The 16,528-nt window shown below is 71.5% G+C and carries 19 protein-coding genes; 17 read left to right on the forward strand and 2 right to left on the reverse strand.

Translation table 11 applies throughout. The features are described from left to right. Positions 1-4: 4 nt before the first annotated feature. Positions 5-592, reverse strand: coding sequence for a TetR/AcrR family transcriptional regulator (locus tag AC2CHG_RS01395; protein ID WP_262013831.1), 588 nt, complete (start codon positions 590-592; stop codon positions 5-7). A 187-nt stretch (positions 593-779) separates the two neighbouring features. Between AC2CHG_RS01395 and AC2CHG_RS01400 the strand changes: the two genes are divergently transcribed. Both AC2CHG_RS01400 and AC2CHG_RS01405 read left to right on the forward strand, forming a co-directional pair. Beyond that, the gene (locus AC2CHG_RS01400; RefSeq protein ID WP_366624312.1) at positions 780-1,703 is read left to right on the forward strand and encodes an SDR family NAD(P)-dependent oxidoreductase; all 924 of its coding nucleotides are present in this window, start codon (positions 780-782) and stop codon (positions 1,701-1,703) included. A 43-nt stretch (positions 1,704-1,746) separates the two neighbouring features. Next, on the forward strand, positions 1,747-2,562 hold the full coding sequence (locus AC2CHG_RS01405) for a sugar phosphate isomerase/epimerase family protein (protein ID WP_484524003.1): 816 nt from the start codon (positions 1,747-1,749) through the stop codon (positions 2,560-2,562). A gap of 4 nt (positions 2,563-2,566) precedes the next feature. On the opposite strand, the gene AC2CHG_RS01410 is transcribed toward AC2CHG_RS01405, so the two are convergent. Then, positions 2,567-3,328 carry an enoyl-CoA hydratase/isomerase family protein gene (locus AC2CHG_RS01410; protein WP_484524004.1) on the reverse strand — a complete coding sequence of 254 codons (762 nt, stop codon included), beginning with the start codon at positions 3,326-3,328 and terminating at the stop codon, positions 2,567-2,569. A gap of 171 nt (positions 3,329-3,499) precedes the next feature. Here AC2CHG_RS01410 and AC2CHG_RS01415 point away from each other — a divergent pair, with 171 nt between their 5' ends. The 15 genes from AC2CHG_RS01415 to AC2CHG_RS01485 form a co-directional block, all read left to right on the forward strand. Continuing rightward, positions 3,500-4,360, forward strand: coding sequence for a CoA transferase subunit A (locus AC2CHG_RS01415; protein ID WP_484524005.1), 861 nt, complete (start codon positions 3,500-3,502; stop codon positions 4,358-4,360). Positions 4,361-4,392: 32 nt separating this feature from the next. Beyond that, positions 4,393-5,184 carry a CoA-transferase subunit beta gene (locus AC2CHG_RS01420; protein ID WP_366624339.1) on the forward strand — a complete coding sequence of 264 codons (792 nt, stop codon included), beginning with the start codon at positions 4,393-4,395 and terminating at the stop codon, positions 5,182-5,184. After that, entirely contained in the window at positions 5,181-6,296 is a 1,116-nt protein-coding gene (locus tag AC2CHG_RS01425; protein WP_402813081.1) for an NAD(P)H-dependent flavin oxidoreductase, read from the forward strand. Before AC2CHG_RS01420 ends, AC2CHG_RS01425 begins: the two co-directional genes overlap by 4 nt. 2 nt (positions 6,297-6,298) lie before the next feature. Continuing rightward, the gene (locus tag AC2CHG_RS01430; protein ID WP_484524006.1) at positions 6,299-7,174 is read left to right on the forward strand and encodes an SDR family NAD(P)-dependent oxidoreductase; all 876 of its coding nucleotides are present in this window, start codon (positions 6,299-6,301) and stop codon (positions 7,172-7,174) included. Further along, a complete protein-coding gene (locus AC2CHG_RS01435; protein WP_262013837.1) occupies positions 7,167-7,964 on the forward strand; it encodes an SDR family oxidoreductase in 798 nt (265 codons plus the stop codon). The genes AC2CHG_RS01430 and AC2CHG_RS01435 overlap by 8 nt, the downstream gene beginning before the upstream one ends. A gap of 60 nt (positions 7,965-8,024) precedes the next feature. Further along, positions 8,025-8,486, forward strand: a complete 462-nt coding sequence (locus AC2CHG_RS01440) for a MaoC family dehydratase N-terminal domain-containing protein (protein ID WP_262013838.1) — start codon at positions 8,025-8,027, stop codon at positions 8,484-8,486. Next, entirely contained in the window at positions 8,483-9,007 is a 525-nt protein-coding gene (locus AC2CHG_RS01445) for a MaoC/PaaZ C-terminal domain-containing protein (protein WP_262013839.1), read from the forward strand. The genes AC2CHG_RS01440 and AC2CHG_RS01445 overlap by 4 nt, the downstream gene beginning before the upstream one ends. After that, positions 9,004-9,792, forward strand: a complete 789-nt coding sequence (locus AC2CHG_RS01450) for an enoyl-CoA hydratase family protein (protein WP_484524007.1) — start codon at positions 9,004-9,006, stop codon at positions 9,790-9,792. Before AC2CHG_RS01445 ends, AC2CHG_RS01450 begins: the two co-directional genes overlap by 4 nt. Positions 9,793-9,795: 3 nt before the next feature. Next, positions 9,796-10,779, forward strand: a complete 984-nt coding sequence (locus AC2CHG_RS01455) for an NADPH:quinone oxidoreductase family protein (protein WP_366624326.1) — start codon at positions 9,796-9,798, stop codon at positions 10,777-10,779. Between the two features lie 29 nt (positions 10,780-10,808). Beyond that, positions 10,809-12,059 (forward strand): acyl-CoA dehydrogenase family protein, encoded by a 1,251-nt coding sequence (locus AC2CHG_RS01460; RefSeq protein WP_262013854.1) that lies wholly within the window; start codon positions 10,809-10,811, stop codon positions 12,057-12,059. A gap of 1 nt (position 12,060) precedes the next feature. Then, positions 12,061-13,200, forward strand: a complete 1,140-nt coding sequence (locus AC2CHG_RS01465) for an acyl-CoA dehydrogenase family protein (protein WP_484524008.1) — start codon at positions 12,061-12,063, stop codon at positions 13,198-13,200. Between the two features lie 6 nt (positions 13,201-13,206). After that, positions 13,207-14,223 carry an acyl-CoA dehydrogenase family protein gene (locus tag AC2CHG_RS01470; protein ID WP_484524009.1) on the forward strand — a complete coding sequence of 339 codons (1,017 nt, stop codon included), beginning with the start codon at positions 13,207-13,209 and terminating at the stop codon, positions 14,221-14,223. Positions 14,224-14,271: 48 nt separating this feature from the next. Then, positions 14,272-15,147, forward strand: coding sequence for an enoyl-CoA hydratase (locus AC2CHG_RS01475; RefSeq protein WP_484524010.1), 876 nt, complete (start codon positions 14,272-14,274; stop codon positions 15,145-15,147). An 8-nt stretch (positions 15,148-15,155) separates the two neighbouring features. Next, positions 15,156-15,935, forward strand: coding sequence for an electron transfer flavoprotein subunit beta/FixA family protein (locus AC2CHG_RS01480; protein WP_484524011.1), 780 nt, complete (start codon positions 15,156-15,158; stop codon positions 15,933-15,935). Between the two features lie 12 nt (positions 15,936-15,947). Then, positions 15,948-16,528: electron transfer flavoprotein subunit alpha/FixB family protein (locus tag AC2CHG_RS01485; protein WP_484524012.1), on the forward strand; the 581-nt coding region annotated here is incomplete at its 3' end.

Consider the following 16,528-nt stretch of genomic DNA (forward strand, 5'->3'; position numbering starts at 1 on the left):
GTGCTCAGTCGTGGGCGAGAATGCCGTCGAGGAACACCGAGACGAAGTCGTCGGCGAAGTTCGCCATGGAATACGACGGGGTCGGCTTGAACCAGCGGACCGAGAGCCACAGCGCGTCGCGCAACATGCCGTGCAGCACCCGTACCGGGATGTCGTTGCGGAAGTCGCCCGTGGCGATACCGGCCTCTAGCACCTGGATCCAGGCCCGCTGGATCGTGGCGGCCGCTTCGCGTATGTGCTCGTAGCCCTCGATCTTGGGCAGGTAGCTGCTCGAGTTCTGGTATATCTCGGTCGCGTGCGGGTGGGCCTCGATGTTGGCCAGCGAACTCGTGACGAGCTTGCGCAACTGGGTCGCCGGCTTCTCCTCGGACGCCAGGACTTCGCCGTAGCGGTAGGTCAGGTCGGTCAGGTAGTCCGAGATGATCGCGTTGACCATCTCGTCCTTGGACTTGAAGTGGTGGTACAGGCTGCCGGAGAGGATGCCGACCGAGTCGGCGATCTCGCGGACGGTCGTGGCATCGATTCCTTTGGCTGCGAAGAGGTGTGCGGCGTTGTCGAGGATGACCGAGCGTCGGTCCTGGGTCGTCGACATATGAGTGCTCCCGGTTCCTCGAGCATATGTGTTGGTCAAGCGCTTGCTTTATATCACTTCGATGCCTTCAGCATGATAAAGGCAGCCCTCCTTGACCGGGGTCCTCGCAACGCCTACGGTCCTACCAACCAAGCGCTCGCTCGGTAGTTCGCGCTGCGGATCCCGATCGGCCGAGAGGGGCTGCCCGATGTCCGACCCGGTCCCCGCCGGCCCGTCCGGCCGTCCGCCCGCCACCAGATCCACCGGCCTGCTCGCCGGTCGCGTCGTCCTCGTCACCGGCGCCGCGAACGGGCTGGGGGCGGCATACGCCCGGGGCATCGCCGCGGCCGGGGCCCACGTGATCGCCGTCGACGTCGACGCGGACGGACTCGAACGGCTCGGCGGGCAACTCGCGACGGCGGACGGCCAGGGCTCGATCAGGGTCGCCGACGTCGCGGACTGGACGAGCGCGCACGACCTCGTGCGTGACTGCCTCGCCGAGCACGGCAGGCTCGACGGCCTCGTCAACAACGCGGGCGTCTTCGCGATGGCTCGCGCCGGCGCCGAGTCCGAGGCCACTGTGCGCCGGATGCTCGAGGTCAACGTGCTCGGCGCCATCGCCTGGGGAGACGCCGCCATCGCGGCCATGCGTACCCAGGGGCACGGGGTCCTGGTCAACGTCACCTCGGGCGAGCAGATGGGCCGTGCCGAGACGGCCGTGTACGGGGCGACGAAGGCCGCGATCGCCACGCTCACCTACGCCTGGGCGGCCGAACTCGCCGAGGTCGGGATCCGCGTCAACGCGATATCCCCGAACGCCCAGACCCGGATGGCCGAGGTGCTCGAACAGTTCCGCGGCGTACCGAGCGGGCAGAACGCGGGGATAGCGCCCGAGGCCAACGTGCCGCTGCTGCTCTACCTGCTCTCCGACCTCAGCGTCGACCTGACCGGCCAGGTGCTGCGCTCCTACGGTCCCGAACTCATGCTGACGACCCACCCGGCGCTCGCCGAGCCCGTGCTGCGGCACACGGCGTGGACCCCGGAGCGCATCGCCGAGGCCGTCGCGGCCCGGCTGCGGCCGCACCTGGCGCCCCTCGGGGTACGCCGGGCGCGTATCGAATACCTCGACTGACCCGACGTCCCCCACGGACGACCGCCGAGCCGACAGGAGCCCGATGTCCGTCACGACCAATCCGGTCTGCGTCAGCGGCATGGCCGCGATGTCCTGGGACCTGCCCGAGGAGATCGCGATGTACCGGCGTACCGGTACCGACCTCGTCGGCCTGCAGCGCAGCAAGGCCACCGCCTTCGGCGTGGCGGCTCTCGGCGACCTGCTCGCCCGGCAGGACGTACGGCTCGGCTACCTCGTGCACAGCTTCACCGCCCACCCGGACGACGAATCGGGCTGGGCGCAGCAGGTCGCGGCGTTGCGGGACGGTGTCGTCGACGCCCGCAGGCTCGGGGCCGGCCTCGTCTACCTCACCTCGGGCCCCTCGGCGCACCTGACGTGGGAGGAGGCGGCCGACCGGTTCGCCGAGCGGATCGCTCCGGTCGTGGCCACCGCCCGCGAACACGGAGTGCGCCTCGCTGTGGAGAACACCCTGCCGGTCAAGTGCGACCTCAGCTTCACCCACACCGCGCGCGACGCCCTCGCCCTGGCCGACCTCTGCGGCATCGGCATCTGCCTCGATCTCTACTGCTGCTGGCAGGAGCGGGGCCTGACGGAGCTGATTCGTGACCGGATCGGTCAGGTCGAGTTGCTGCAGGTGTCCGACTTCCGGGTCGGCACCTCGACCTTCCCGAACCGGTGGGTGCCCGGGGACGGCGACCTGCCGATGGCCGGTCTGCTGGCGAGCGTGCTGGGGGCGGGCTACGCCGGCATCGTCGACGTCGAGTTGATCGGCACCGCCATCGAGGCCGAGGGCGCCGAGCCGGCGGTGACCCGTTCGGTCGCGTGGACGCGCGAGCAGATCGCGGCGGCGCGTCCCTGAGCGCTCAGGGCGCGTCCGCCCATCGCGGCGCCCGCTTGGCGACGAACGCGGCCGCGCCCTCGGCGGCGTCCGTGCCGGCGAGAAGTTCGAGGGTCGCGAGCCGGTTGACCGCGGCGAGATCGTCCACGCGGGGGTCCAGGCTCAGGTGCATGAGCCGCTTGGTCGCCCGCACCGCCGCAGGGGAGTGGGTCGCGATCCGGGCGCCCAGCCGCAGCGCTCGCGGAAGGACCTCGCCGGCGGGGACCACGGCGTTGACCAGGCCCAGCTCGTGGGCCCGGGCCGCCGGAAGCGGTTCGGCGGTCAGCCCGAGTTCCAGGGCTACGGCGACCGGCACGCGACGCGGCAGGTCGGTGCCGCCCTCGGTGGCGGCGATGCCGCGCCCCACCTCGGGCAGCGCGAAGTAGGCGTGCTCGGCCGCGACGACGAGGTCGCAGGCGAGGGCGAGTTCGAAGCCGCCGCCGACGGCGGGCCCGTTGACCGCGGCGATGACCGGCTTGCGGTAGCCGCCGCGCAGCAGCGTCAGCGGGCTGCGGGCCACGTCGACCAGGCGCCCCTCGGCCGCGGCGCGCAGGTCCATCCCCGCGCTGAAGGACAACTCGCCGGTGCCGGTCAGCACGACCGCGCGTACGCCCGGGTCCGCGTCGTATCCGAGCAGGGCGTCGGTCATCGCCAGGAGGGTGTCGGGATCGAGGGCGTTGCGTACCTGCGGCCGATTGATCCTGATGACTCCCACCGCGCCGACACGCTCGCGCACCACGGTGTCCATCTGCCGTCCTCCTTCGCCGCAGGGTCTTGACCCTTCCCCTGGGGCTGTTAGGGTACCAACCAAGCGCTTGCTACATGGCGACCGGCCGTGGATGCCCGGCACGCGACTCGCCCTTCGCGCTGCTCAGCACCGCTCGGGCAGTGCTCCGACAGACGCAACGATGAGGGACACATGGCCGACAAGACTCTGACAGCTCGCGACATCGTGTCGCGGCTCGAATCCGGGATGACCATCGGCATCGGGGGCTGGGGCTCACGGCGCAAGCCCATGGCCCTCGTGCGCGAGATCCTGCGCTCCGACCTCAAGGACCTGGCCGTGGTCAGCTACGGCGGGCCGGACGTCGGGCTGCTCTGCGCCGCCGGCAAGGTCAGGAAGGTCGTCTTCGGTTTCGTCTCCCTCGACAGCATCGCCCTCGACCCGCACTTCCGCGCCGCGCGGCAGAACGGCGCCGTCGAGGTCGCCGAGTACGACGAGGGCATGCTCCAGTGGGGGCTGTACGCCGCCGGCATCCGCCTGCCCTTCCTGCCCACCCGCGCCGGGCTCGGGTCCGACGTCCTGAAGCACAACCCCGACCTCAAGCTCGTCCAGGACCCGTACGGCACCGAGCGGCTCGTGGCGATGCCGCCGCTGCGCCTCGACGCGGCCCTCGTGCACATGAACCGCGCCGACGCCCAGGGCAACGGCCAGTTCCTCGGGCCCGACCCGTACTTCGACGACCTCTACTGCCTCGCCGCGGACCAGGCCTTCATGTCCTGCGAGCGGATCGTGCCCACGGCCGAGCTGAGCGCCGCCGGGCACTCGGCGACCATCAAGATCAACCGTCAGCTCGTCGCCGGCGTCGTCGAGACCCCGAACGGCGCGCACTTCACCTCCTGTGCCCCCGACTACGAGCGCGACGAGGCCTTCCAGCGTGAGTACGTCAAGGCCGCCGGCGACCCGCAGGCCTGGGCCAAGTTCGAGAAGCGGTACCTGTCCGGTACCGAAGATGACTACCAGGCGGCCGTCGCCGCCCGAGCCGAGGAGGTCGCATGAGCAGCGCCGCCACCGAGTCCGCGGACCAGCCCATGGGCAGCGCCACCACCGCCGACGCGCCGGTGACCCGCGCCGAGTACTGCGCGGTCGCCGTGGCGGACACGTTCGCCGGCGACGGCGAGTCCATCGCCAGCGCCTTCGGCACGATCCCGGCCATCGGCGTCCGCCTCGCCCGGCTCACCGTCGCCCCCGACCTGCTGCTCACCGACGGTGAGGCCCACTTCGTCTCCGGCTCCTGGGCGATCGGCGCGGACCCGCACGCCACTGAGGGCGTCGTCATCGAGGGCTGGAGCCCGTTCCGCACCATCTTCGACCTCGTCTGGCACGGCAAGCGACACGTCATGATGATCCCGGTCCAGATCGACGGGCACGGCAACACCAACATCTCGGCCATCGGCGACTACGCCCGGCCCAAGGTGCAGCTGCTCGGCGTGCGCGGCGCCCCCGGCAACAGCATCTACCACCCGACCAGCTACTGGGTGCCCAACCACTCCACGCGCAGCTTCGTCCGGACCGTCGACATGGTCTCCGGCGTCGGCACCGACAGCGCCCGGGCCGCCGGCCCGGCCGCGAGCGCCCACCACGAGCTGCGGCGCGTCGTCACCAACCTCGCGGTCCTCGACTTCGGCGGCCCCGACGGCACGATGCGGCTGCTCAGCCTGCACCCCGGCGTCACGATCGAGGAGTTCCACGCCGCCACCGGCTGTGCCGTGCACGTCGAGGGTGAGGTCCCGGCCACCCGCGAGCCGAGCGCCGAGGAGCTGCGCCTCATCCGCGAGGTCATCGACCCCCGCTCGCTGCGCGACCGCGAGATCCCGGCATGAGCCAAGGCCACGGGCTGCACCCGACGCTGCGTACCCGCGCGACCGACCTGTTCGGGGTGCGGTACCCGATCGTCCAGACCGGCATGGGCTACGTCTCCGACGTGCGTCTGACCACCGCGACGGCCAACGCCGGCGGGCTGGGCATCCTCGCGGCCGGCCTGCTCTCCTACGACGAGCTCGTGGTGGCCGTCGAGCAGATCCAGGCCGGCACGGACGCGCCCTTCGGCGTCAACATCCGCGCCGACCAGCCGGACGTCGCCAAGCGCATCGACCTGCTCATCTCGGCCGGCGTCAAGGTCGCCTCCTTCGCCCTGGCCCCCAAGCAGGAACTCATCGCCAAGTGCAAGGACGCCGGGCTCGTCGTCGTCCCGTCGATCGGCGCACGCCGCCACGCCGAGAAGGTCGCCGCGTGGGGCGCCGACGCCGTCATCGTGCAGGGTGGGGAGGGCGGCGGCCACACCGGCGGGGTGCCCACCAGCCTGCTGCTGCCCCAGGTCGTCGACGCCGTCGACATCCCGGTCATCGCCGCCGGTGGCTTCTTCGACGGCCGCGGCCTCGTCGCCGCGCTCGCCTACGGTGCCGAGGGCATCGCCATGGGCACCCGCTTCCTGCTCACCAGCGACTCGCCGGTCCAGCCATCGGTCAAGGACGTCTACCTGTCCAAGACGGTCAACGACACCGTGCTGACCCTGCAGGTCGACGGCGTGCCGCAGCGCGTGCTGCGTGCCGGAACGATCGAGGAGCTGGAGCGCACCTCCGCCGCCGGCCGGCTGCTGCGGGCCGTACGCAACGCCTTCGCCTTCCGGAAGCTGTCCGGCACGCCGTGGGGCGACATGGTCCGCGAGGGCCTGGCCATGCGCAAGGCCCACGACCTGACGTGGAGCCAGGTCGTCATGGCGGCCAACGCTCCGATGCTCTACCGGTCGGCCCTGTTGGAGGGCAGGACCGACCTCGGCGTCATGGCCACCGGTCAGGTCGTCGGACTCATCGCCGACGTCCCGAGCGTCGCCGAACTCATCGACCGCATCATCGACGAGGCCACCCGGACCCTCGACCGACTCGGCGTGCCCGCGCCGGTCACGTCGACGCCGGTCGCGCACAAGGAGGACTAGTCATGGGAGCACTGCAGGGACGCGTCGTCGTCGTCACCGGTGCCGGCCGCGGCCTCGGCCGTGAGCACGCCCTGCTCGCCGCCGCCGAAGGCGCCTCGGTCGTCGCCGCCGACACCGGCGCCGCCGCCGACGGCACCGGCAGCGAGCCCTCGGTCATCGAGGCCGTCGTTGCCGAGATCACGAACGCCGGCGGGCAAGCCGTGGCCAGCGCCGCGGACGTCGCTACCACCGAGGGCGCCCGCGAACTGCTCGCGCTCGCCCGCGACACCTACGGACGCGTCGACGGCCTCGTCAACAACGCCGGCATCCTGCGGGACCGGATGTTCGTCAACATGAGCGAGGACGACTGGGACGCGGTCATCCGTGGCCAGCTACGCGCGACGTTCGCGCCGTGCCGGGTGTTCGCCGACCACTGGCGCACCGAGTCCAAGGCCGGCAACCAGCCGGTCGCCTCGATCGTCAACGTCTCGTCGACCTCGGGCATCATCGGCGCCGTCGGGCAGACGAACTACGGCGCGGGCAAGGCCGGCATCGCCGCCCTCACCGTCATCCTCGCCCAGGAGATCGGCCGCTACGGCGTACGCGTCAACGCGATCGTCCCGGTCGCGCGTACCCGGATGACCCAGGACCTGCCCGGCATCGGCGAGATGGTCGCCGCCCCGGCCGACCCCGCCGCGTTCGACGTCTACCACCCGGGCAACGTCTCGCCACTCGTCGCCTGGCTGCTCACCGCCGGCGCGCCGGTGACCGGCGAGGTGTACTACGCCAAGGGCGGCGAGATCCGTCGCTGCGCGCCGTGGAGCTACGACTGGACCATCGACAAGGGTGCCCGCTGGACCGTCGAGGAGATCGCGAAGGAGATGGCCACCCGTGTCTGACACTGGTCACACCGACATCGCCGACTGGGCCGGCCCCGCCCACGGGCTGCTCTCCGGGCGCTCGGTGCTCGTCACCGCCGCGGCCGGCACCGGCATCGGCTTCTCGACGGCCCGCCGCGCCGCGGAGGAAGGCGCGCGTGTCGCCATCAGCGACCGCCACGAGCGCCGCCTCGCCGCGTCGGCCGACGAGATCGAGCGCCTCACCGGGACCCGGCCGCTCGCGGTGCCGTGCGACGTCACCGACCAGGCCCAGCTCGACCACCTGATGGACACCGTCGCCGCGGAGTTCGGCGGCATCGACGTACTCGTCAACAACGCCGGCCTCGGCGGCACCGCGGCGGTGCAGGACATGACCGACGAACAATGGGACTCCGTGCTGTCGGTGACCCTGACCTCGACGTTCAAGGCGACCCGGTCGGTGCTGCGGCACATGATCCCGGCCGGCAAGGGGGTCATCGTCAACAACGCCTCCGTCATCGGCTGGCGCGCGCAGAAGGGGCAGGCGCACTACGCAGCGGCCAAGGCCGGAGTCATGGCGCTGACCCGCTGCGCGGCCCTCGACGTCGCCGAGCACGGCATCCGGGTCAACGCGGTGTCCCCGAGCATCGCGATGCACGCCCATCTGGCCAAGGTGACCAGCGACGAGCTGCTCGCCCAGCTCTCGGCCCAGGAGGCGTTCGGCCGGGCCGCGACGCCGTGGGAGATCGCCAACGTCATCGTCTTCCTCGCCAGTGACTACTCGTCGTACATGACCGGCGAGGTCGTGTCCGTCTCGAGCCAGCACCCGTGACCACCCGCTGCGTGCCGGCGACCCGTGCCGGCTCGCGCGGACCAACGAAAGGAGCTCGTCGTGGCCAACCCCGACGCGCAGGGCGTCACCGGCGCCCCCTTCCGGCTCGACGTCGAACGCGGCAAGATCCGCGAGTTCGCGCTGGCCACCGGAGCGGCTGACGCGGCCTACCTGCGGGAGGAGAACCCGGTCGTACAGCCGACGTTCCTCACGACGACCTTCTTCTGGCAGGGCGAGGACTCCAACCCGTGGTCCGCGGTCGAACTCGACCAGCAGCGCGGCCTGCACGCCGAGCAGCAGTACACCTTCTTCGGCGAGCCGCCCCGCGCCGGTACCAGGCTCACCTGCCAGTCGCGCATCGGCGAGATCTACACCAAGGTGGGGCGTCGCGGCGGTGAGATGACCTTCGCCGTGATGTACACCGACTTCCACGACGAGACCGGGCGTCTCGTCGCCCGCGCCAAGCTCACCGGTGTCGAGACGGCCCGCCCGCCGATTACCGGGGACGGAGCGTCCGCATGAGCGACACGACGGCCACCGCCCAGCCCCGTACGACCGAGGTCGTCCTGCCCGTCCCGGCGACCCCTCCGGCGCGCGCCTACGGCCCGGTGACCCGCACCGACTTCGTCCGCTACCAGGGTGCCTCGGGCGACATGAACCCGATCCACCACGACGAGGTCTTCGCTCGGGCCGCAGGGTTCCCCAGCCCTTTCTCGGTGGGCATGTGGCAGGCCAGCCTGCTCGGCACCTACGCCACCGACTGGCTCGGCGGCCCCAACGTGCGTGATTTCCGCATCCGGTTCCTGGCCCAGGTGTGGCCCGGCGACGTCCTCACTCTCGAAGGCGTTCCGCTGCGCACCTACGTGCTCGAAAGTGAGGACGGCCATGAGGGCCGCGTCGACATCGAGCTGACCTGCCGGCGGCAGACCGGCGACACGGCCGTCACCGTGTGGGCGACGTTCGTGCTGCCCTTCGACGCCACCGTCGGCGACGCGACCCCCGAGGCCGGCGAGCAGCCCGAGAGCACCGAGGAGCAAGGATGAGTCCCACGAGCCACGCGCCGGTGACGGCGACCGTGCACCCCGACGGGATCGCCGAGATCGTCGTGGACAACCCGCCGGTCAACGCGCTGCCGGTGGCCGGCTGGTTCGCGCTCGCCGCCGCCCTCGACGCCGCCGGCGCTGACGAGTCGGTGCGTGTCGTCCTGCTGCGCGCCGAGGGCCGCGGCTTCAACGCCGGCGTCGACATCAAGGAGATGCAGCACACCGACGGCTTCACCGCGCTGCTCGGCGCCAACCGCGGGTGCTACGCCGCGTTCAAGGCCGTCTACGAGTGCCCCGTCCCGGTCGTCACCGCCGTCCACGGCTTCTGCCTCGGCGGCGGCATCGGCCTGGTCGGCAACTCCGACGTCATCGTCGCCTCCGACGACGCCACCTTCGGCCTTCCCGAGGTCGACCGCGGCGCCCTCGGCGCGGCCACCCACCTGTCCCGGATGGTGCCCCAGCACCGGATGCGCGCCATGGTCTACACCTCGGCCACCGCCACCGCCCAGGAGCTGCACGCGTACGGCTCGGTGCACAGTGTCGTAGCCCGTGAGGAGCTGCGCGCGGCGGCGCTCGCCGTCGCGACCCGGATCGCCGAGAAGGACCCCACCGTGATCCGGGCCGCCAAGGCCTCGCTCAACGGCATCGACCTGTGGGACGTCAACCGCAGCTACCGCTTCGAGCAGGGCTTCACCTACGAGCTCAACCTCACCGGGGTCGCCGACCGGATCCGCGACGAGTTCGCCGGCACCGACAAGGCGGCGCGCCCGGGCAGCGAGGACTGAGCCGTGCGGTCGATTGTGGTCCGCGAGCTCGGCGGTCCGGAGGTGCTCACGGTCGTGGACGGGCCGCAGCCGCAGCCCGGACCGGGGCAGGTGCTCGTCGACGTCGTCGGCGCCGGGGTGAACTTCCCCGACGGCCTCATCGTCGCCGGCACCTACCAGACCAAGCCGGAGCTGCCGTTCGTGCCCGGCTGCGAGGTCGCCGGCACGGTCGCGGCGCTCGGCGACGGAGTGACCGGCCCGCCCGTCGGCACCCGCGTCATCGGCTTCTGCGGCATCGGCGGCTACGCCACCCAGGTGCTGGTCGACGCCCGCATGGTTCACCCGTTGCCCGAGGGCGTCGACCTCGTCGAGGCCGGCACGATCCCCGTCGTCTACGGCACGTCCTACCACGGCCTCGTCGACCGGGCCGGCCTCGCCGCCGGCGAGACGCTGCTCGTGCTCGGCGCCTCCGGCGGCGTCGGCCTCACCGCCGTGCAGATCGGAAAGGCCCTCGGCGCGACAGTGATCGCGGCCGCGTCGAGCGAGGACAAGCGTGAGCTGTGCCTGGCGCACGGGGCCGACCACGCCATCGGCTACGACGACCTGACAGCGACGGTGCGGGCACTGACCGGCGACGCCGGCGCCGACGTCGTCTACGACCCCGTCGGTGGCGACGCCGCCACCGCGGCGCTGCGTACCCTCGCGTGGGCCGGGAGGTTCCTCACCGTCGGCTACGCGGCGGGTGCGATCCCGCAGGTCAAGCTCAACCGGTTGCTGCTCACCGAGGGCGCGGTGCTGGGGGTCCTCTGGGGCGCCTGGGCCAGGCGCGACCCGGCGGCGAACGCCGCCAACATGACGACGGTGCTGGAGTGGATCGCCGCCGGCCGGCTGAGGCCGCACGTCAGCGAGGTCTTCCCGCTGGAGGAGGCCGCTCGCGCGCTCGGCACGGTGCTGAACCGGGGCGCTCGCGGCAAGATCGCCCTCCGCACGAGCTCAGGCAAGGAGTGACGGTGGCTGACGCGACCGACCTGACCCGGATGGACCTCGGCCCCGGCCCGCGCGCGAGCGAGCTGCTCGCGACGTTGCGCACGTTCATGGCCGAGCACGTCTACCCCGCCGAGAAGGTGTACGCCACCGAGCTCGCCGCCGCGGCCCGCGAGAACGGCGGGGTGTCCCACGTCCTGCCGCCGGTCGTCGAGGAGCTGAAGGCGACGGCGCGCAAGCTGGGGCTGTGGAACCTCTTCCTGCCCGACCTGTCGGGCCTCACCAACGTCGAGTACGCCTACCTGGCCGAGGAGACCGGACGCTCGCCCTACCTCGCCCCCGAGGCGATCAACTGTGCCGCGCCGGACACCGGCAACATGGAGCTGCTGCACATGTTCGGCACGCCCGAGCAGAAGCAGCGGTGGCTCACCCCGTTGCTCGACGGCACGATGCGCTCCGGCTTCTCGATGACCGAGCCGGACGTGGCCTCCTCCGACGCGCGCAACATCGCCACCTCGATCGTGCGTGACGGCGACGAGTACGTCATCAACGGACGCAAGTGGTGGACGACCGGCGCCGCGGACCCGCGCTGCGCCATCCTCGTGCTGATGGGCAAGACGGACCCGGAGGCGGCCGTCTACCGGCAGCAGTCCATGATCCTCGTGCCGGTCGACACCCCCGGGGTGACGATTCTGCGTTCGCTGCCGATCTTCGGTTACCACGACCAGCACGGCCACTGCGAGATCCGGTTCGACGACGTGCGGGTGCCGGTGACGAACCTGCTCGGCGCCGAGGGCGAGGGGTTCGCGATCGCCCAGGCCCGCCTCGGCCCGGGCCGCATCCACCACGCGATGCGCTGCGTCGGCATGGCCGAGCGGGGCCTCGAGCTGATGGTGCGCCGGACGATGGCCCGCGAGGCGTTCGGCGGTCCGATCTCCGACCAGGGCGTGGTGCGGAACTGGATCGCCGAGTCCCGGATGGAGATCGAGCAGGCCCGCCTGCTCGTGCTCAAGGCGGCGTGGCTCATCGACCAGGTCGGGATCCAGGGCGCCGCGACCGAGATCGCCGCGATCAAGGTCGTCGCGCCCCGGGTCGCCCGCAACGTGCTGGACCGTTCGATCCAGGCGCACGGCGGCGGTGGGGTCACCGACGACTTCCCGATCGCCCGGATGTGGGCCAGCGCCCGCATCCTCGGCATCGCCGACGGCCCGGACGAGGTACACCTGCGCACCGTGGCGCGTACGCAACTACGTCGCTACCGCGACACGCCGCCGACGGTTTCCACCGGGACGGGACGGGACTGAGATGGATCTGACCTGGTCGGCGCAGGACGAGCAGTTCCGTGCGGAGGCCCGCGACTGGCTTGCCGCGAACGTGCCGCGGCAGCCGCTGCCCTCCGGGGACACCGCGGCGGGCTTCGCCGCCCACCTGGAGTGGGAGCGGGCACTGCACGCGGACCGGTGGTCGGTCGTGTCGTGGCCGCAGGAGTACGGCGGCCGCGAGGCTTCGATCTGGCAGTGGCTCATCTTCGAGGAGGAGTACTACCGGGCCGGCGCGCCGCAGCGGGTGACGCAGAACGGCATCTTCCTGCTGGCCCCGACGATCTTCGAGTTCGGCACGAAGCAGCAGCAGGACGAGCTGCTGCCGCGGATGGCGGCGGCGCAGGACCTGTGGGCCCAGGGCTGGTCGGAGCCGGGCGCGGGCAGCGACCTGGCGGGGATCACCTCCCGGGCGGTGCGGGACGAGCAGGCCGGCGGGTGGCGCCTGAGCGGGCAGAAGACCTGGTCGACCCGGGGCGCGTTCTGCACCCACCTGTTCGGGCTGTTCCGTACCGATCCGCAGGCGCAGCGGCACCGGGGACTGACGTACTTCCTCGTGTCGCTGGACACCCCGGGCGTGACGGTGCGCGGGTTCGACCGGCTCGACGGTGACGAGGGCTTCGCCGACGTGTTCTTCGAGAACGCGTTCGTACCGGACTCGGCGGTCCTCGGCGGCGTCGACCAGGGCTGGTCGGTCGCGATGTCGACGACCGGCTCGGAGCGGGGACTGACGCTGCGCTCACCGGGGCGTTTCCTCAAGGCGGCAGCCGCGCTCGTGGCGCTCGCGGGCGAGCGGGGGGAGGCGGCGACCGACCTGCTCCGCGACCGGGTGGCGCGCTCGTGGATGCAGGCGCACGCCTACCAGCAGTTCACGCTGGCTCAGGTCACCGACATCGTCGAGGGTCGTCCGGCCGGCGCGCGTTCGAGCCTCAACAAGGTCTTCTGGTCCGAGATGGACATCGCGTTGCACGAGACGGCGCTGGAACTGCTCGGCCCGGACGCGCTCGTCGACGGGCCGTGGACCCGCGGCTACCAGTTCTCGCTGTCGGGTCCGATCTACGCGGGCACCAACGAGATCCAGCGCAACATCATCGCCGAGCGCCTGCTCGGTCTGCCGAGGAGGTGATCAGGCGTGCGTTTCGCTCCGAGTGACGAGCAGCGGGAGCTGGAGGCGGTCGTCCGTCAGGTGCTCACCGACCGGTGCCCGCCGCAGACGGTACGTGCCGGAGCCGGATCGGCGCAGGTGGCCGCACTGGCCGAGAGCCTGGCCGGTCTCGGCGTGGCGGGGCTGCTGGTGGCCGAGGACGACGGCGGGCTGGGCCTGGACGAGAACCACCTCGTGTCGGTCTTCGCGCAGATCGGGTACGCCGCCCCGCCGCTGCCGCTCACGGCGACCCTCGCGGTCGCCCCGGCGGTGCTCGCCGCGGGCGCCCCGGACCTGCTGGCGAAGCTTGTCGACGGGGGCCTCACGGTCGGCGCCGACCCTGCGGAGACCGGGCATGTCGCGTTCGGTTCCGGTGTCGACCTGGTGCTGCGTGGCGGCTTCGGTGGGACGGGGCGCATCGAGATTCTCGACGTGTCCGACGCGGCGGCGTCGACATCGCCGTCGGTGGACGTCGCGCTGGACCTGACCGGGTACGCCGCCGCGCGGCTCGTGGCGACAGTGGACGACCCGCAGGTGGTGCGGCTGGCCTGGGAGCGGGGGGTGCTGGCGACCTCGGCCGAACTCATCGGGCTGTCCCGACGGATGCTCGAACTCACGGTCGAGCACGTCCGCACCAGGGAGCAGTTCGGGGTGCCGATCGGCAGCTTCCAAGCGGTCAAGCACCACCTCGCCACGGCGCTGCTGCACCTGGAGTTCGCCGCGCCGGTGGTGGCGACGGCCGGGTTCGAGCTGGCCGCGGGCGTCCCGGGCCGGCTGCGCTCCCTTGCGACGGCCAAGGCGCTGGCGTCCGATGCGGCGCACGTCGTGGGCCGGGCCGCTCTGCAGTGCCACGGCGCGATCGGTTACACGACCGAGTACGACCTGCACCTGTTCCTCAAGCGGTCGTGGGCTCTGGAGTCGTCGTGGGGCAGCGCCGCCTGGCACCGGGCGGCTCTGCTGGACGATCTCGGTGTCGGCCTGACCGGCGTGCGCCCCGCGTCCTGACCGCCGGCCCCGCACGACGTACACCCGACCCGTGAGAAGGAGATCCAGATGAGCGAGACCAGCGGCGTGGACCCGCAGGCGGCGGAGGTCGTCCGGTACGAGACGCGAGGGCCGGTGGCCGTCGTGACGATGAACCGGCCGGAGTACCGCAACGCGCAGAACTCGGCGATGACCTACGCGCTCGACGACGCGTTCTACCGCGCGGCCGCGGACGACGAGGTGAAGGTCGTCGTCCTGGCGGGCGCGGGCAAGCACTTCTCGGCCGGCCACGACATCGGCACGCCGGGCCGGGACATCGACTCGTCGTTCGACCGGCGTGCCGGCCTGTGGTGGGACCATGTGGGCAAGGCCGGGGCCGACAGCCGGTTCGCCCGGGAGTCCGAGGTGTACCTCGGGATGTGCCGCCGCTGGCGTGAGCTGCCCAAGCCGATGATCGCGATGGTGCAGGGAGCGTGCATCGCCGGGGGCCTCATGCTCGCCTGGTCCTGCGACCTGATCGTCGCCTCGGACGACGCGTTCTTCGCCGATCCGGTCGTCCGCATGGGGATCCCCGGCGTCGAGTACTTCGCCCACCCGTGGGTGATGGGTCCGCGCTTCGCCAAGGAGTTCCTCTTCACCGGCGACCGGATGCCGGCGGCGCGCGCCGCCGAGCTCGGCATGGTCAACCGGGTGGTCGCCAGAGACCAGCTCGAGGCGGAGGTCATGGGGCTCGCCGCACGGATCGCACAGATGCCGCGTCTGGGTCTTGCGCTGACCAAGAAGGCGGTCAACCAGGCCGAGGACCTCATGGGCCTGCGGGACGGGATGGATTCGGTGTTCGGGCTGCACCACGTGGCCCACGCGCACAATGCCGAGGTGGGCAGTGACTCCCTCGGCGGCCAGGACGCCCGGAGCATGCGTGATGCCGCGAGACAGGAAGGGTGATCGAAGCGATGAATATCGTCGTACTCGTCAAGCAGGTGCCTGATTCGGGCGCGGACCGCAGCCTGCGTTCTGACGACAACACCGTCGACCGCGGTTCGGCGAACAACGTCATCAACGAGATGGACGAGTACGCCATCGAGGAGGCGTTGAAGATCAAGGAGGCGCACGGCGGTGAGGTCACCATCCTGACCATGGGTCCGGACCGGGCGACCGAGTCGATCCGTAAGGCGCTGTCCATGGGCCCGGACAAGGCCGTCCACGTCGTCGACGACGCCCTGCACGGCTCCTGCGCGGTGGCCACCTCGAAGGTGCTCGCCGCCGCCCTCGGTCAGCTCGGCGCCGACCTGGTCATCTGTGGTGCCGAGTCGACCGACGGCCGGGTGCAGGTCATGCCGCACATGATCGCCGAGCGGCTGGGTGTGGCTGCTCTGACCGGCGCCCGCAAGCTCACCGTCGACGGGTCCGGTCTGACTGTGGAGCGGCAGACCGAGGAGGGCTACGAGGTGGTCACCGCCTCGACCCCGGCGGTGGTCTCCGTCTGGGACACCATCAACGAGCCGCGTTACCCGTCCTTCAAGGGCATCATGGCCGCCAAGAAGAAGCCGGTGCAGACGCTGTCGCTGGGCGACCTGGGCGTGGCTCCGGCTGAGGTGGGCTTCGACGGTGCTACCAGCGCTGTGGTGGAGCACTCCAAGCGTCCGCCGCGTTCCGGCGGCGAGAAGATCACCGACGAGGGCGAGGGCGGCGTGAAGCTGGTCGAGTTCCTCGCCACCGAGAAGTTCGTGTGAGAGGTCACTGACATGTCTGAGGTTCTCGTCGTCGTCGAAGCCACCCGGGAGTTCGGCGTCAAGAAGGTCACCCTGGAGATGCTCACCCTCGCCCGCGATCTGGGCACCCCGAGCGCTGTGGTCCTCGGTGGCGCCGGCGCCGCGCAGGCGCTGAGCGCCAAGCTCGGTGAGTACGGCGCGGAGAAGATCTACGCGGCCGAGGGTGAGGAGATCGACGGTTACCTGGTGGCCCCGAAGGCGACTGTGGTCGCCGAGTTGGTCAAGCGTGTCCAGCCGGCTGCCGTGCTGCTCGCCTCGTCGCAGGAGGGCAAGGAGATCGCCGCTCGCCTGGCGGTGAAGCTGGACAACGGGATCCTGACCGACGTGGTCGGCCTGGCCGCCGACGGCACCGCCACCCAGGTGGCGTTCGCCGGCTCCACCATCGTCAAGTCCAAGGTCACCAAGGGTCTGCCGCTGGTCACCGTCCGGCCGAACTCGCTCAACCCGGCTCCGGCCGCGGCGGCCCCGGCGGTCGAGCAGCTCACCGTGTCGGTCACCGACGCGGACAAGCTGGCCAAGGTCGTCGAGCGGGTCGCTGAGCAGAAGGGCTCCCG

The sequence above is a fragment of the Micromonospora sp. ATLC20 genome, from assembly GCF_057196585.1.

Excerpts from the sequence above, each read along its gene's own strand:
- AC2CHG_RS01405 (WP_484524003.1), top strand. The coding sequence starts at position 1,747 with ATGTCCGTCACGACCAATCCGGTCTGCGTCAGCGGCATGGCCGCGATG.
- AC2CHG_RS01445 (WP_262013839.1), top strand. The coding sequence starts at position 8,483 with ATGAGCGACACGACGGCCACCGCCCAGCCCCGTACGACCGAGGTCGTC.
- AC2CHG_RS01420 (WP_366624339.1), top strand. The coding sequence starts at position 4,393 with ATGGGCAGCGCCACCACCGCCGACGCGCCGGTGACCCGCGCCGAGTAC.
- AC2CHG_RS01400 (WP_366624312.1), top strand. The coding sequence starts at position 780 with ATGTCCGACCCGGTCCCCGCCGGCCCGTCCGGCCGTCCGCCCGCCACC.
- AC2CHG_RS01415 (WP_484524005.1), top strand. The coding sequence starts at position 3,500 with ATGGCCGACAAGACTCTGACAGCTCGCGACATCGTGTCGCGGCTCGAA.
- AC2CHG_RS01480 (WP_484524011.1), top strand. The coding sequence starts at position 15,156 with ATGAATATCGTCGTACTCGTCAAGCAGGTGCCTGATTCGGGCGCGGAC.
- AC2CHG_RS01425 (WP_402813081.1), top strand. The coding sequence starts at position 5,181 with ATGAGCCAAGGCCACGGGCTGCACCCGACGCTGCGTACCCGCGCGACC.
- AC2CHG_RS01460 (WP_262013854.1), top strand. The coding sequence starts at position 10,809 with ATGGACCTCGGCCCCGGCCCGCGCGCGAGCGAGCTGCTCGCGACGTTG.
- AC2CHG_RS01395 (WP_262013831.1), bottom strand. The coding sequence starts at position 592 with ATGTCGACGACCCAGGACCGACGCTCGGTCATCCTCGACAACGCCGCA.
- AC2CHG_RS01465 (WP_484524008.1), top strand. The coding sequence starts at position 12,061 with ATGGATCTGACCTGGTCGGCGCAGGACGAGCAGTTCCGTGCGGAGGCC.
- AC2CHG_RS01450 (WP_484524007.1), top strand. The coding sequence starts at position 9,004 with ATGAGTCCCACGAGCCACGCGCCGGTGACGGCGACCGTGCACCCCGAC.
- AC2CHG_RS01410 (WP_484524004.1), bottom strand. The coding sequence starts at position 3,328 with ATGGACACCGTGGTGCGCGAGCGTGTCGGCGCGGTGGGAGTCATCAGG.
- AC2CHG_RS01475 (WP_484524010.1), top strand. The coding sequence starts at position 14,272 with ATGAGCGAGACCAGCGGCGTGGACCCGCAGGCGGCGGAGGTCGTCCGG.
- AC2CHG_RS01430 (WP_484524006.1), top strand. The coding sequence starts at position 6,299 with ATGGGAGCACTGCAGGGACGCGTCGTCGTCGTCACCGGTGCCGGCCGC.